Source organism: Methanomassiliicoccales archaeon, assembly GCA_038740345.1.
Classification (GTDB): domain Archaea; phylum Thermoplasmatota; class Thermoplasmata; order Methanomassiliicoccales; family UBA472; genus JAJRAN01.
In genome coordinates, this window is the sequence record JAVYMA010000005.1 from 72,347 (window position 1) to 87,157 (window position 14,811).

Consider the following 14,811-nt stretch of genomic DNA (forward strand, 5'->3'; position numbering starts at 1 on the left):
GCCTCTCTTCTCTCGCTCAGCGGAGGGCCAGCTTCCTGGCCTCACGGGAGGTCTCCCTGAGCATGAGGATGTCCCCCATCCTCATGGGGCCCATTACGTTGCGAGTGATGATGCGCCCCTTGTCTCGGCCTTCCAGGACGCGTACCTTCACTTGGGTGGCCTCTCCAGTCATGCCAGTGCGGCCGATGATCTCTACCACTTCGCAAGGTATGCTCTCGTCTCCCTCAGCCATGTCCAGCACCCTTTTTTCACTTCTTCAGTTTCTTGACCTGCTCGGCCAATGAGTCGATCAGTGGCTTTGCTTTCCCTGCCTCCACCACCGCCACGGACGCGGTAGGCTTCTCCAGCCCGCAGGCGTTGCCCAGCTCCGCCTTCGACGCTACATAGGCGTAGGGTATGCCCCTCTCCTCGCAAAGCAAGGGCATATGCGCCAGGATCTCAGGCGGCTGGACATCCTCGGCCATGACCACGAACGAGGTCTCTCCCCTCTCCACCACCTTTGTTACCTCATTGGTTCCTTTCTTAACCCTTCCAGTGTCACGAGCCAGTTCGATGATCTCGTAAGCCTTGTCCTGCAGCTCCTTAGGCATCTCGAAGCGCACGTATATCGATTTTGCCAAATTGATACCTCCTTCTGATGTTCGATGAACATCTTCATCATTCATCGGCTCTGAAGAGCATCTGTCCCAAAGTTATGGTCATATAAAAGGTTTGTCGCAAGCTATCGGCCCTAGGATGCGTCGAGTAAATGCTTTCCAGAACAACCCAGTCATGCTCATTCGTTCTCATGATGTAGCCATAACATCCGTCATCGGTCCCTTAGGAAGGCAGGATGCTTCGACCAGCTTGGCCGATTGTCGAATCATTTCATTGGTCTTTTCAAGTGTGGACATGGCTATCCTCTTTGTGGCGGAGCTGCCAAGGGCGAGCGCACGGTCCGTCAGGAGGAGTTCATTCTCCTCCTCCTTAACCAAGCCTAGCATTCTCATAAGTCTAATATAACGGTAAATCTTAGAATCCTCTTTGGCCAGCACCCTAACTCTCTCTTTAGATATTCTACCTCGATAGAGACACCGGGCAAAGGAGCCTAAAGCGTGCTTTCGCATGGGAGAGTACGCAAATAGGGGGAGGAAACCCTCCTCCAAACGTGAGAGGTAATCAAAGATATTGCTAGTATTAAGCGTCAGATTGCTCCCTATCATACCCCATGCCCTAGGTCCCACACCGATGAATTGGGAATGCTCGTATGGACCCTCATAAACCTCTGGCGCAGTGGAGAAGGACCATATTGTCCTCATCTTATATCCATGAAGCTTCATTGTGTCCAGTATCTCTAGGTATTGCTCTCTCTCCAAGGCAGCATCCTGCAGCTTTGCTACTTTCCTACCCTCAGTAGCTTCCTCTTGTCTAATCTTTTTTGTCATGTTAGTGTATTCTAAGAGCATGAGAGGATATGTGGAAATGCCATGGAACCCCAGGCCGCAAGCAGTCTCTAGGTCCTGGCGCAAGGAAACCTCGTCCTGCCCAGGAAGGGAGAACATCAGATCGATGTTGACGTAATCGAACCCCATAGACATGACCCTTCGCAGCGTTTCGATCATCCTCTGCCTAGAAATGTTGCGTCCTAATCTCCTTTTCAATATCTCCTCGTTAAAGGTCTGAACGCCAATGCTTATCTGAGTTACTCCAGCTTTGAGGAGATTGGTCATGACCTCAAGAGTCAAATCAGCTGGTGATGCTTCCATGGCGATGATAGGAGGTTCATTGAAATGCTCTTGGACCAAATATGACAGTTTGCCCAGATGATGATGCATAAGTGAAGGCGTTCCTCCAGAGATATAGAGCCTCTCAACCTTGGGACGGCCTAAGTAGTTCGAATATATGCTCAGCTCCTCGCTCACCGCTGCTAAGAAGATTTGGGCTTGCCCCTCATCATATGATTGCCCTGGTAAGGCGCAGTAGGTGCACTTGAAGGCACAGAAGGGTATGCGCACGTTTATGGCGGTGCTGGAAATGCGCCCGGGTAGCACCTCCTCGATACGCTTCACCTTTTCGAAAACGACACTGTCCGCAACACGCTGGGATAGCTTGTCGACATACCTCTGGGCAAGGTCCAAGGGCAAGGAAACACCTCCCCTTGTAACGTTTGCATGGTATTCAATCATTTCTAAGTCGCGCTGAGCAATCGCCTCACAGCAGAAACAGATTCTGACAGCGAGTCGACACTCTTAGTCTCTATCAACACACGCAAACCCTGCCTGATGGCTATATCAAGAAAGTGTGGTATGTCCACCTCTCCTGTGCCGGGGACCTGATGATCTGAGATTCCATTGTAATCGTGCAGATGCATGTGCTTTACCCTATCTAAATGACGCATTATCACCTCTTTCTCCTGATATCCAGTCCTGGCATCGTGACCAATATCCCAAGTGAGGTTGAAGCCTGGAAGGCCGCAGAGCTCGTCGATTGCCTTTGCCACGAAGGGTATGTGGAAGTTTGCTACGTTCTCCGTGCATACCATGATACCGAATTGCTGCGCGTATTCGATCACCTTGGAATAGGCCTCCCGCAGATTGCCTAAGAATCTGTCCTGATAGCGTTCGTATATCCACACCTTCCTGTCAGGCAGGGTAAAATATATTCCTGGGCTGAGGTGAAGGTTTATCAAGGCCGCGCCTGCCTCAGCTGCCCAGCGAGCCGTCTCTCCGAAGCGAGCCATGTGGCCTTGGCGAATAGGGTCGTGGAAGGATGCCAGGTCGGTATCATCTGGCATATGGATAGTGAATTCCAGGCCTGTTTCCTCTCTGCAAGCGCGAATCTCTTCAGCGCTCAATTGCTCGGGACAGAATTCTGGCATATTCATGTTAAGCTCGACGAAGTCCACTCCTAGCTTTTTTGCCAGCGTAACGGTAGCTTGGAATTTGGGTAGCTCTATCAAAGTAGGGATGCCCAGACGGACTTTTTCTTTCATGATTCCCTCTTCACCGCATCATCTGTGCGTATAGAAGGCCGTCAGGTTTCCATCCCGATCTCTGCTATGCAGTGAGACGAAACCGAAGCGTTCCATCTGGACCACAGTGCCCATGGGCATTTCTCTGAGGTTAGGTTCGCCCTTACCCTTCACCATCTCTCCATCTACCATCATGACCTTCATATCGATTAGCTTATCTTCATTGGCATTGAGCCAGGTTATGCGGGGAAGATCCTTGTTCTCCACTGAGACAAAAATGGCCCTAACGCCTTGCAGCACGACATTGCAGAAATCCTTCAATCGCACTTCCTTTCCCTGCAACGCCTCGAAATCGCTCCGCGCTAGGAGCACACTCTCTGAAGCGCTCAGCACCCTCATTCCCATTTCCGGGCGCTCAGGATGAACTGGCATTCGCACCTCGTTGATACCCGGCGGTAGTCCCGATATCTCCACCCGCACAGGGTCTTTTAGGAAGGTGGAGCGAGGCGCTGTTGGGTCCACTATGGAGCGGTTGTAGGCATACATGTTCTCCGCTGGTGTGGAAATGTCCGAGAGAGACATGCCCATATCCACTATGAATCGTCTTATGGCCTCAGGGCGGAAGCCCCTGGCCCTTAAGGACTGCACACTCCAGGTGCGGGGGTCTTCCCATCCTATGTACTCGCCTGAGGTTACTTCCTTGTACGCCTTCGACTTAGATATCTTGGCATCCTCCACTCTCAGCATGCCGAAGTGCAGGAATTGAATATCGGGATCTAGACCTAGCAGTTGCCAGATATGTTTCTCCATTTCGTCCTCGATCATGAGGTCCTTGCCTCTTATGACGTGAGTAATCCCTAAAAGATAATCATCCACCGCCCAAGTCATCTCTAGCAGCGGCCAGACACGATATTTTTTGCCCACCCGCGGATGCTGCTTCTCTGAGATGCGGAAGAGTACACGGTCCCGGAAGGCGGGGTTCTTATGCCGCATATCAGTCTTGACCCGAATCACCATGCTGCCTTCGGCATATTTTCCCGATAGCATGTCATCCCAGATGTCCAGTTGCTCCTCTAAGGGTCTGGAACGGTGCTCACACTCCACTCCCCTTTCCCTATTACTACGCAGAGTTTCCGCATCGCAAGAGCAGGCGTAGGCCGCACCTTTCTCAATCAACCTCTTTCCCCATTCATAATACAATTCCATACGGTCCGATTTGTGATAGGTGCCGTGATACTCTATGCCCAACCATCTAAGGGCATCTTTAATGAGATCGTAAGACTCAGGCAGAACCGCCTTCTCATCGCTGCCAATGGTATCATCGTAGATGAGGAGGAGTTTTCCGTTGTAGCGCTTGGCATACTCATCATTCAGTATGAAAGAGCGTAAGTTACCGATATGAGGGGCGCCAGAGGGAAAAGGTGCCAGACGAAGGACTACTTGCCGCCCTTCTCTTACTTCAAGAGGACGTAACTTCGGCTCTGCTGGCCCCTCCTTCCTAGCCAGCAGCTCCGGTGCGCAGTGCTCCAGCTCGGCCCTTTGCTGTTCAGGGCTCAAAGAGTTCACTTCTTGCACTATCTTATTTATCAGTGGCACCCACCTACCCATCTCGTTCCTGATCTCTGGATGTCTCCCAATGACCTTGTTTATGACGTTCTTGGCCTCTGCTCTCCCGTTGTGCAAAACGGCATTTTGCAAAGCGAACTGGCGGATGCTATCCTCTATGGAGCTCATGCGCCCCATCCAAGTAGATGGGGTTATTTGAAAGCTACGAAACGCGAGAAGTCTGTTCCCTAGTCATGATAACAGCTGTCTACGGGCGGATTTTGGGGAGAGAGTGACTAACTCTGAATCGATTATTTTCTAATGAACGATAGGTAGTTGCGAAAAAAGAAGTCTCATCATATAATCAAGAATCTTTCTACTACTCAACGCTACACCCCATGGAGTGGGTCGCCATCATGGGCTAGAGGCCTTTCCGCTTCGAACATCCGGCAGGGGGGAGCCTCTACCTGGTCCTTGTAATGTATCCACCACTTCATGCACAACCATCTCTGCAGAGTGTTCACGTCCTCTTCAGTCATATTGGAGAACCTGCCCTGCAGCTTCAGGTATTCGGTTACGGGCTGCATGACAGAAGGCTTGTACGTCACTCTAGATTCGTTCTCGTAGGATTCGAATAGAGTCCACATGCCGGTTTCGACGGCCAACCTCGCGATCTCCAGCGTACGCGAGGACTCATATTTCCATCCTGGCACGCAGGGAGTCAGCACATGTAGGAACCTGAAACCCGCTATCGCCTTAGCACGCTCCACTTTGCGAACGAAATCGTTGAAGTGCGCGATGGACAAGGTCGCTAAATAAGCGGGGTCATGCGCTGCCACTATGTGATCAAGGTCCTTCTTGAAGCGGCGCTTCCCTTTGATTTTTTTACCGATGGGAGAAGTGGTGGTCCACGCTCCGAAGGGCGTGGCTCCCGACATCTGTATTCCTGTGTTCATATAGGCCTCGTTATCTAAACACAGGTACAACACATCCTCTCCCCGGTCCGCCGCGCCCGATAACGCCTGGAGACCGATGTCGTATGTCCCGCCATCCCCCGCAAGCCCTACCACTAAAGCGTTCTTGCCTTTGCGCCTCAAGGCCGCTTTGATGCCGCTGATCACTGCACCTGTGTTCTCGAAGGCTGAAAAGAAATAGGGCACGTCAAAGGAGGAGAAAGGATATTGCGCCCCGAAAACCACCAAGCAGGAGGCAGGGACGTACACAATGGTTTCAGGGCCTAGGATGCGCATGATGTTCTTCACGGCGATGGCCACTCCACAGCCGGGGCAAGCTCCATGCCCCCATATGAAGTAATCCTTGTTGGGCACGTCCCTGATGGTGAGTTTTTCCACTTCCTTCTCTCTCATTTTCTCCTTCTCCTTAGACCGTACCAATTGGCTCCGTCCTGAACTGCTTTACCCAAGGCGATGTCCGAATAAATCTCCCTGATATGCTCCAAGGTTACATCCCTGCCCCCGAGACCGCCTATATGATCACTTAGAGCGATCCCTGAGGAGGAAAGCGCCCCTCTCACCTCTGTGAATACCGGTCCAAAGCCATTCATGGAAAGCGAGCGATCGAATACCCCCAATGATCTCAAGTCCTTCGTCACTTCTTTGAGTTCCTTCTCCGGGAAGGGACGCATGAATCGCAATTTTATCAGTCCTGCTTTCTCACCCCGAGAGCGCAGCTCGTCCACCACCGCTCGAGCTGTGGTGGTGACCGTCCCTAGAGAGAGAAGAGCATACTCCGCATCCTCCATCTTATAAGTCTGAAGAAGCCCTCCATACCGGCGACCGAAGGTCCTGCCAAAGAGTTCATCCACCTCAGCAATCACCCTACGTGAAGCGTCTATGGCGCGGTCCAGTTGATAGCGCATCTCCATGGCGTAGTCGGGAGGCACGATGGGGTTTATCAGCTGCGGCTCCGACGGATCCAATGTTACGCAGGGGCGAAAGCGGGGCAGGAAATAATCCACCTCTTCTTGGCCCGGTACTTCCACTCTCTCTACCGTATGAGAGAGGACAAAACCATCCAAGCACACCATTAGAGGCAGCATCACCCTCTCATCCTCTGCGATACGGTAGGCTTGCAGGACCATGTCCAGAGCTTCCTGGTTGTCCTCCACATAACATTGGAGCCACCCTGACTCTCGCTCAGGCATGGAATCGTTATGTTCCAGCCAAATACCCGCCGCCGCGCCTAAGGAGCGATTGACGTTGACCATGACAATAGGGAGACGGACCTGCGGCGGTACATAGAGCATCTCGTGCATTAATGCCAGTCCCTGAGAAGAGGAGGCCGTAAAAGTCCTGACGCCACCTACCGAAGCGCCTATGGCCACGCTCATGACGGAATGCTCGCTTTCGGCCGCGATGAATTCGGCATCCAATTCACCATCGTTGATGAACTCTGCCAATAATTCCATGATTAGGGTTTGCGGGGTTATTGGGAATGCGGGAATCACCTCTACCTTGGCAAGCCTTACCGCCCAGGCCACAGCATGGTCGGCAGAAATGACCTTTACTACCATTCTTTTGTCCCCCTCTTCATCTCCACGGCTTTTGCCGGGCAGATGTTAGCGCAAATGCCGCATCCCTTGCAATAGCGGTAATCCCATCGCATATAATCGTCATCCAGGCGTTTTATCGTCCCCTCCGGACAGGCCCACCAGCAGCGCAGGCAGCGCACGCATTTTTCCTGGATGTAGATGGGTGTCTGTGTCCTCCAGGTCCCCGTAAAATTCTGCCATGAGCTGCCAGGGCCTATCACTACACCTTCCTTGGAACCCACTATGAGAGCTACACCTGGGGGAATGTCTTCCCAGGAGGGAAGCCATTGCTGACCTTTCCTTAAGATGCGTTCGCCTCTGCATCTCCCAGACATCACCTGAGAATAGGCGGCCTCGGCGGCCTCGAGGTTAGCTTTTGCCGCTCTCTCTCCCAGTCTCTCCCCGAACTTATCCATGATGGCGTCGAGGATGCATTTTAAAGGCACCATATCCTGGGCTCGGGCTATCGCGCCTAGTATCGAGGTGTTAACGATCGGCGCCTTGAGCTTCTCGAGAGCGATGGTGGTGGCGTCCACGGTAAAGCATTCAACCTCAACACCCAAATCGTACTCCTCGGGAGGAAGTGAGGTATTGATCACCGCCCTCCCCTCTGGCTTCAAGCCCTCGGCAACAGGCTCGATGGAAGGGAGACCTTCATCCAGGATCACCAATAGATCGGGTTGATATATCTGGCTTTTCAGCGCGATCCGTTTTGTGTCTATGCGCGTGAAGGCTTTGACGGGAGCACCTCTCCTTTCGGCTCCGAAGTAGGGGAAGGCCTGAGCGAAATAACCTGCAAGAACCGCTGCCTCGGCCAAAGTCTGTGCCGCCATGACCGCGCCTTGGCCACCTCTACCATGGAATCGGACTTCGAACAACCTTGCACCCACTTCTCCAATATTCACGCCTCGTCATATTTAATCCTAGCAAGAAAATTGATGTCATAGGAACGAAGAGCCTCGGAGACAATAAAATATCCTCCAGAATCTGATTCAGGTCCTCCAAGATTAATTATCCAGAGGAGATGCGCCTATTAACTGAGTTTATATGTCCATTTTTTCGCTATAATCCTGAGCTTTTCCTATCACGCGCATCAAATGATAATTTAGAATATAAACGAAAGAAGTAAGTTTTCTAGAATTCATGGATAGAAAAGAAGCCTCAAAATTATTCTTGAAGAAGCATGAGCTGGCTTTGCACAACAAATTCCTAATTTAGCAATTTCAACTCTGACTATGGTCGTTCCGTTGTGAGATATTTTTATATCATAACAATGATGAATTGTAAAAATGAGACATTTACGAATGCATATAAAGAAAGTTTTTTGAACCTCAGGCTTCCAAATCTGCATTAGGTGCAAATGATGAAGGTAGAGATCAGATGGTTGGAGGAGAGTCCCGATGGAAAAGTGCCCAAGGACTTCAGGTCGTTCATAAAGAATGTTGATGAGAAAATAACCCCTGTGGCGGTGGAGGAAGCGTTCAAGTCCTGGCTAAAGGAGAAAGTAGAGGGACGTAATGTAGTCATATCTGACCTGGAGATCACGGTGGATGACCAATTCTACGTTCTGGAAAGAGAGGAAGAGAATAAGCTATTCCAAAGGATAGGCGCGGCTTCGGGTAAATGAGTGTTTAAAAGGCTGGCTTTCCTGCTCTAGCCATGAAAATTCAATGTAGACAGGGTAAGAACGAATTCATGCTCAGGACAAAGAAGAGAGGAGGCTCGCTAGACGAAGTCCAGCCACCTGATGTATCTGGGATCTTTTCCCCTAGCGGCGTCAGCATATGCCTTCTGCAGCTTTGTGGTGATGGGGCCTGGTCTTCCCGCCCCGATCAATATATTATCGATGGAATATATCGGTTGTACCTCCGCCGCCGATCCAGTCATGAACACCTCGTCGGCAACGAAGAGCTCACCTCTTGTGATATCCCTCTCGATGACCTGCATCCCCATGTCTGAGGCGATGGTCATGACCGAGTCTCGGGTTATGCCCTCGAGTATACCGGCTGAGATGGGGGGGGTGTATATCTTTCCCTTCCTCACCATGAAAATATTTTCTCCCGTGCCTTCTGCCACATTTCCTTCGGAGTTGAGCATGAGGGCCTCATCTGCTCCCTTGCTCACGGCCTCCAACCTAGCGAGGACTGAGTTCACGTAATGACCGCATACTTTAGCATTGACCGGTAAGGCCCGATTGGAAGGCTTTTCCCAGGAGGAGGTAATGAGCTTTGCTCCTTTTGTCATCTGCTCCTCGCCCAGATAAACCCCCATGTAGACAACGGCAATGGCCACTTTTGTTGGCAGCTTTATTGGGTTCAGACCATATGTGCCAGTGCCAAAATAGGCTATGGGACGGATATAGTCGACTTTAACCTTAGAGTTGGCCTTGACCGTTTCTTTGACCGCATCGCACAGCTGCTCCAAGGTGTAAGGTATCCTCAAAGATATTATCTTGGCCGAATCCAGGAAGCGCTGCATATGCTCCCTCAGGCGGAAGACCGCCCTGCCTCTCTCAGTCTCATAGATGCGCAGGCCTTCGAAAACCCCTCCTCCATAATGGAGGCAATGTGTCATTATATGCACGTTGGCCTTTTCATAATCGATGAGCTCGCCGTCCATCCAGACTTTCTGTTCGGACATCTGAGTTCTCTCCGTCATTGTCATGATTCGATTGTATTATTAAATAGACGCTTTTAAAGCGCGTTGACCGCCCTGATAAAGGCATCGGGCTTAGTAGCCTCGATCATCTTGTCGACCTCGTCCAGGCTTCCCACCAATCTAGCCTTCCCAGCTGAGTTGGAGACCAAGGCATACGCCTCGTGACGGGTGCTGTCCACTACTTCCACGTGTACCACATCATGGAGCCTCTTAAGATCAGCCACTGCCACATTCGCCATCTGTATGTCCTTCACCGTAAGCACGATGCGTGATTTGCCCGCGATCTCGCATCGGCCTACGACGATGGTGTCAACATTGATCTTCTTGCGCGTGAATACTCCCATCACCCTTTGCATGACGCCAAACTCGTCATTGACGACCATCGAAATTACTTCCATTTGTTTTCCCTCCTTTAATGACGCATAAAGCGAACGGCATGAACTCCCCTGATGTATCAGCCGAAGATGGCGCGGCCATAGCTCCAATCAAACTCATCCTACAACACTCCTCGGGGACTGCTTTCCATTGGAAAGTGTCCCCTGTTCAGATGACCAAAACCTGCAAGCTGAGAACTCCAGAAGCATCCTGGTAGGCCGCAGGGCTTGACATAGCAAGGCGTATCCCCAAAACAATATTTATAAGTTGGCAAAGATAAGAAGCGAATTACCAATCACTGGATTCCTTGGACGTCGTATTTGGGCTTAAGCGGGTCCAAGTTATCTATTTCATTGAGAATACGCCTAAGGAAAGCTCGTGTCCTCTCATTCTTGGGTTTGACGAATATCTCCTCTGGAGGTCCTTCTTCCACGATGAGCCCATCATCCATGAAGAAGACCCAGTCCGCCATCTCTCGAGCGAAGCCCATTTCGTGCGTTACCACCACCATGGTCATGCCCTCCTGCGCCAGGCGCTTCATGACATCGAGGACTTCGCCGATTAGCTCCGGGTCTAGGGCAGAGGTGGGCTCATCGAACAGGATTACCTTCGGCTGCATAGCCAAGGCGCGAGCGATCGCCACGCGCTGCTGCTGACCTCCTGAAAGCTGACCTGGATAGGCATCGGCCTTCTCCCTCAGCCCCACTTTAGTCAAAGCTTCTAAGGCCCGACGGTCCGCTTCTTGGGCTGGCAGCTTCTTAACTTTCCTCAGGGCCAGAGAGATGTTGTTCTTCGCGGTTAGATGCATAAACAGGTTGAAGCTCTGGAACACCATGTTCATCTGGGCTCGGATGAGATTGATGTCGAGGTTGGGATCGGTTATGTCATGCCCCTCAAAGATTATCCTTCCCGCCGTAGGTTCGTTCAGGCGGTTTAAGCACCTTAAAAGGGTGCTCTTACCGCTTCCGCTCGGGCCTATGATGACTACGACGCTCTGGGGCATTATCTTGATTGAAATTCCTTTCAGCACTTCGTGCCCTTGAAAGGATTTTTTCAGGCCGATGGTCTCGATTATGGGGGTGGTCATCAATCTACCCCCATCATCCCTGGAATGGCCGTCTTCCTTTCTACCTGCCTTAGGATGCGTGAAGTCGTATAGGTGAGGACGAAATAGACCACAGCGATGAAGATGTACACCACAAACGGCTGAAAGGTCTCGGCGATAACGATCTTTCCACGCATGGTCAGCTCATAGACTCCAATTATCATTACTAGCGAAGAGTCCTTGATCATGGTGATGAACTCATTGGTATAGGCCGGCAGCGCATTCCTCAGCGCCTGCGGAATGATAACATAAGCCAGGGCTTGGTTATTAGTCAGGCCCATGGCCCTGGCTGCTTCCATTTGGCCTTTAGAGATGGATTGGACGCCTCCGCGGAAGATCTCAGCCTGATAGGCGGCGCTATTCAGGGAAAGCGCCAGTATCCCTGCAGTAAGGGGATCGAATTGTATACCTAGCGAGGGGAGACCAAAGAATATCAAGAAAATTTGTATAAGCAACGGCGTTCCTCGGAAGGCCTCTACATAAGCGGTAGCAGGATAATATATGGCTTTGTTGTTAGATATTCGCGCCATACCAATCAGCAGACCTCCAAGGAAACCTAACGAAATGGAGACCACGCTGACGATCAGGGTCCACATCAGACCCCCCATGAAGAAGACGAAGTTTTGGGGTATTACGCTCCAGTCCAGTTGCATCACGGATCACTCTCCACTCGCAGGTCCTGGTAAAGGGCTGCAAGAAAAGGTTTAGGGCGAATAGGTTTGGCTCGAGACTTGACTTTAGTCAGCATTCCATTTGACCAAAATGGCTTGCAGACTGCCATCGTCCTTCATCATTTGCAATACCCTATCCACGAAAAACTTCAGAGCGGTGTTGCCCTTGGCGATGGCAATGCCATACTCTTCGTTCGTGACTATGGTAAAGCCAACTTTTAACGTGTACGATGGGTCATCAGCGTAATTGTTCGCCACCGGGGTATCGCATATCACCGCATCGATCTGCCCCTGCTCCAAGGCTACTACGGCTGATGGGATGTCCTGGTATTGAGAGATTATGGAAGTTGGTAGGTTGTCTTGAGCCCAATAGAGGCCTGTGGTGCCGAGCTGAGCACCTACTTTCTTCCCCGCTAGGTCGGCGGCTGAGCTAATGGCACTGCCCTCCTTCACTAGGACCCCTTGATTGGCACTATAATAGGGAATGGAAAAGTCCACGGCTTTAGCTCTCTCAGGGAGGATGGTTATTGAGGAGATCGCCAGGTCTGCTTGTCCAGACTGAACTGCACCAATCACGGCATCAAAGGACATGGGCTTTATCTCCAGCTGCACTCCCAGTTCAGCCGCAATCCTCTCCACGATCTCAATGTCGACGCCTTCGTATTTCTGGCTAGTAGAGTTATAGATCTCGAAAGGAGGCCAGGTGGTATCCGAGGCCACGATGAGCTTGCCTCGTTTCAAGATCTCGTCCAAATTTGCATTAGCCCTCTCAGCTGGCTTCGCCAAAGCAGCCCCAATGAAATAGCCGACCACTAGTCCGACTACAAGCATAATGGCGACCAGCGCATACATAGTCGTCTTGCTGCCCTTCTTTCCATAGGGCGAGGACGACTGCGGCTCCCCCGCTGCTCCCGACATGTTTTGTGGGGAACGCTTTTGGTTGATTTAAATATGCTGGACTCTCTTCACGATTAACGTAACAATATTTCTAATTTCGAATTTAGAACCATGAGTAATACAACTTCTCAAGCAGATTACCCGTCTCGACTCCTTTCCGCCACCCTTCCAAGCTCTTCCCAAATCTGAGTAAAACGATCAACAACATCGCATTTTAGCCCTTCACGCATAGCAATAATCAAATCTGCGGTGGCATCTGCATCCCTTATATCGTACCATGATTCTCTGTCCCGCTTCTCCAAGCTGAGTATTCCCCGATTTACCATACGTTTTAAATGATACGAAAGGGTGGACTTCGCGCAGCCTATTTCCTGCAATATTTGATTGTAGGAACTTTTTCCGTGAATAAGCAGATACATCACTATGCGTCTAGGAGTAGGCTGCATCAGCACCGATATGGTCCGGCGGTCACGGATGTGAAAGCGATCGGATGGGAAATAGCGCTTCCAGTATCCATCATCCTCCACCCTTATCACATTCCTTTTCTCCATGTAACGAAGGTGGTAGGATAGCACTCCTGTCTCCATCCCTAGTTCCCTCTCCATCTCCCGAAGATATGTTCCAGGATGGGATTTGATGTATTGATAGATCCTCCTTCGATTCTCCAGATTCAGGACCTCATCCATCGATTCTCATCTCTTCAAAATCGCCAGATATAGCAGTGCTAAGACCAAAAGCTGGAATAACACCACGGTCGCGCTCATCTCGAATTCTCTCAACCCCATGAAGCTAGAGAGAAAAACTAGCAGAGCGAGAATCGCGAAGAGCAAGAATGAAGCGGAGACCAGGGCTATGCGAACTTCTTTGGACCTTTTAAGCGCAAACAAGGATATTGTCACTAATATGATCGAGAATCCGACGAAGCAAAACCGAAGGAAGAGATCTATAGGATCAGGGTTCACACTTCCAATTCAACCTAGGTTTTCTTAAAATGTTCGTTCCATTTCACCCTAGAGCGATATTCTTGACTAAAAAAAGATTCACCAAGGCGGGCGCGAATAGAGTTCGAGGCTTGAGCCAAAAAAAGGATTATGCAGGTAATCCCTTGTTAATAAAATGAAAAACCATGACAGGCAAAAAATCGATAGCAATAACAATTCTTCTGCTTTCATTCATACTAATCATCGCTTCAGCTTCCTCGGCCCTGGCAGGAGGAAGAGTTCATGGAGAGGAGTCTAATAGCTGGGGGAAATGGGGACAGGAACAGGGAAAGAATGCTTCAGGTTTTTTAAACGGTCGGCCAGAAGATCTAGGTCATGAGCGTTTAATGAGCATGAGGACGAGGGGCGCCACGCAGGGATTGTTTGGCGGGTTTGACTTTGTAAACGAATCAGTAAAGGGCAGATTCGTGACATTTGACTTGTTATCGGAACCTTGGCGAGTGGTCAACTATACCTTGAAAGGAGATGATGTGGAAGTGAGCGTTTTCGATGCCATAGCGATTTCTGGTTTCAGCGCCAACGAGAAGGTGGCTCATGGCTCAGTCGTCATTCTGCGGGACGAGCTCACTTCCGCATTGTTGCATGATAATCCGACCGGAATGCTGAGTATAATGACCAACGCCACCAACGTGAGCGTATCGTTCCTTCTGTCTTCGGGAATGGTGGCAGTATCATTGCCGCCCGCTCTCAACCACAGTTGGAGCCATGCGGTGGTGGCCATCTACGGCAGGGGGATGATGGGGATAATCGCCAGTGACGGAGCAGAGTTGGTGGTTGAAACTGCCAATGCACGAACCTTCATCAATGTTAGCCTGTCTCACGATCGAGTGATGTTTAGGGCTAAACCGCTGCTTTCATATCATCAAGCGCATGGGGATGTCATACTGAATGCGATAACCCAAGGTCGCGTGGCGGGGGAAATCTCAGTGATAAGGATGTATGGCATAACCGCTTTCGATGCCATGCATTACAATAAAGGATTTATGATGTGGCCCACGAGCTCGGAGAATAATCGCCTTAGGTTTATGGTGCAAAACGAGGAGCACACAGGCAAAGTT

General features: G+C 50.7%; 18 protein-coding genes. 3 read left to right on the forward strand and 15 right to left on the reverse strand.

Annotated elements, in window-relative coordinates:
• Positions 1-16: 16 nt before the first annotated feature.
• The 8 genes from QW520_02940 to QW520_02975 form a co-directional block, all read right to left on the reverse strand.
• The gene (locus QW520_02940; GenBank protein ID MEM0448760.1) at positions 17-232 is read right to left on the reverse strand and encodes a 30S ribosomal protein S28e; all 216 of its coding nucleotides are present in this window, start codon (positions 230-232) and stop codon (positions 17-19) included.
• A gap of 16 nt (positions 233-248) precedes the next feature.
• Positions 249-620 carry a 50S ribosomal protein L7Ae gene (gene rpl7ae / locus QW520_02945; protein ID MEM0448761.1) on the reverse strand — a complete coding sequence of 124 codons (372 nt, stop codon included), beginning with the start codon at positions 618-620 and terminating at the stop codon, positions 249-251.
• A 165-nt stretch (positions 621-785) separates the two neighbouring features.
• Positions 786-2,123 carry a radical SAM protein gene (locus QW520_02950; GenBank protein MEM0448762.1) on the reverse strand — a complete coding sequence of 446 codons (1,338 nt, stop codon included), beginning with the start codon at positions 2,121-2,123 and terminating at the stop codon, positions 786-788.
• A gap of 44 nt (positions 2,124-2,167) precedes the next feature.
• Entirely contained in the window at positions 2,168-2,971 is an 804-nt protein-coding gene (locus QW520_02955) for a sugar phosphate isomerase/epimerase family protein (GenBank protein ID MEM0448763.1), read from the reverse strand.
• Between the two features lie 18 nt (positions 2,972-2,989).
• The gene (locus QW520_02960; protein MEM0448764.1) at positions 2,990-4,684 is read right to left on the reverse strand and encodes a glutamate--tRNA ligase; all 1,695 of its coding nucleotides are present in this window, start codon (positions 4,682-4,684) and stop codon (positions 2,990-2,992) included.
• A gap of 200 nt (positions 4,685-4,884) precedes the next feature.
• Positions 4,885-5,862 carry a thiamine pyrophosphate-dependent enzyme gene (locus QW520_02965; protein MEM0448765.1) on the reverse strand — a complete coding sequence of 326 codons (978 nt, stop codon included), beginning with the start codon at positions 5,860-5,862 and terminating at the stop codon, positions 4,885-4,887.
• The gene (locus QW520_02970) at positions 5,859-7,028 is read right to left on the reverse strand and encodes a hypothetical protein (GenBank protein ID MEM0448766.1); all 1,170 of its coding nucleotides are present in this window, start codon (positions 7,026-7,028) and stop codon (positions 5,859-5,861) included. Before QW520_02970 ends, QW520_02965 begins: the two co-directional genes overlap by 4 nt.
• A complete protein-coding gene (locus QW520_02975) occupies positions 7,022-7,936 on the reverse strand; it encodes a 2-oxoacid:acceptor oxidoreductase family protein (GenBank protein MEM0448767.1) in 915 nt (304 codons plus the stop codon). Before QW520_02975 ends, QW520_02970 begins: the two co-directional genes overlap by 7 nt.
• A gap of 464 nt (positions 7,937-8,400) precedes the next feature.
• Here QW520_02975 and QW520_02980 point away from each other — a divergent pair, with 464 nt between their 5' ends.
• The gene (locus tag QW520_02980; GenBank protein ID MEM0448768.1) at positions 8,401-8,673 is read left to right on the forward strand and encodes a hypothetical protein; all 273 of its coding nucleotides are present in this window, start codon (positions 8,401-8,403) and stop codon (positions 8,671-8,673) included.
• A 98-nt stretch (positions 8,674-8,771) separates the two neighbouring features.
• Here QW520_02980 and QW520_02985 read toward each other — a convergent pair whose 3' ends face one another.
• Together QW520_02985 and QW520_02990 are read right to left on the reverse strand one after the other, a co-directional pair.
• Entirely contained in the window at positions 8,772-9,686 is a 915-nt protein-coding gene (locus QW520_02985; GenBank protein MEM0448769.1) for a branched-chain amino acid transaminase, read from the reverse strand.
• Positions 9,687-9,739: 53 nt separating this feature from the next.
• The gene (locus tag QW520_02990; protein ID MEM0448770.1) at positions 9,740-10,102 is read right to left on the reverse strand and encodes an ACT domain-containing protein; all 363 of its coding nucleotides are present in this window, start codon (positions 10,100-10,102) and stop codon (positions 9,740-9,742) included.
• Between the two features lie 17 nt (positions 10,103-10,119).
• Between QW520_02990 and QW520_02995 the strand changes: the two genes are divergently transcribed.
• Positions 10,120-10,296, forward strand: a complete 177-nt coding sequence (locus tag QW520_02995) for a hypothetical protein (GenBank protein MEM0448771.1) — start codon at positions 10,120-10,122, stop codon at positions 10,294-10,296.
• Between the two features lie 78 nt (positions 10,297-10,374).
• Here the strand turns inward: QW520_02995 and QW520_03000 are convergent, their stop codons facing one another.
• The 5 genes from QW520_03000 to QW520_03020 all read right to left on the reverse strand — a co-directional run bounded on the left by QW520_03000 (position 10,375) and on the right by QW520_03020 (position 13,714).
• A complete protein-coding gene (locus QW520_03000) occupies positions 10,375-11,166 on the reverse strand; it encodes an amino acid ABC transporter ATP-binding protein (protein ID MEM0448772.1) in 792 nt (263 codons plus the stop codon).
• Positions 11,166-11,837: an amino acid ABC transporter permease gene (locus QW520_03005; GenBank protein ID MEM0448773.1), complete on the reverse strand. Its 672-nt coding sequence runs from the start codon at positions 11,835-11,837 to the stop codon at positions 11,166-11,168. The genes QW520_03000 and QW520_03005 overlap by 1 nt, the downstream gene beginning before the upstream one ends.
• Positions 11,838-11,921: 84 nt before the next feature.
• Positions 11,922-12,773 (reverse strand): basic amino acid ABC transporter substrate-binding protein, encoded by an 852-nt coding sequence (locus QW520_03010; protein ID MEM0448774.1) that lies wholly within the window; start codon positions 12,771-12,773, stop codon positions 11,922-11,924.
• 116 nt (positions 12,774-12,889) lie between these two features.
• Entirely contained in the window at positions 12,890-13,438 is a 549-nt protein-coding gene (locus QW520_03015) for a helix-turn-helix domain-containing protein (protein MEM0448775.1), read from the reverse strand.
• A gap of 6 nt (positions 13,439-13,444) precedes the next feature.
• The gene (locus tag QW520_03020; GenBank protein ID MEM0448776.1) at positions 13,445-13,714 is read right to left on the reverse strand and encodes a hypothetical protein; all 270 of its coding nucleotides are present in this window, start codon (positions 13,712-13,714) and stop codon (positions 13,445-13,447) included.
• Positions 13,715-13,878: 164 nt separating this feature from the next.
• Between QW520_03020 and QW520_03025 the strand changes: the two genes are divergently transcribed.
• Positions 13,879-14,811, forward strand: a 933-nt coding sequence (locus QW520_03025) for a hypothetical protein (protein MEM0448777.1), incomplete at its 3' end; no start/stop codon positions are given.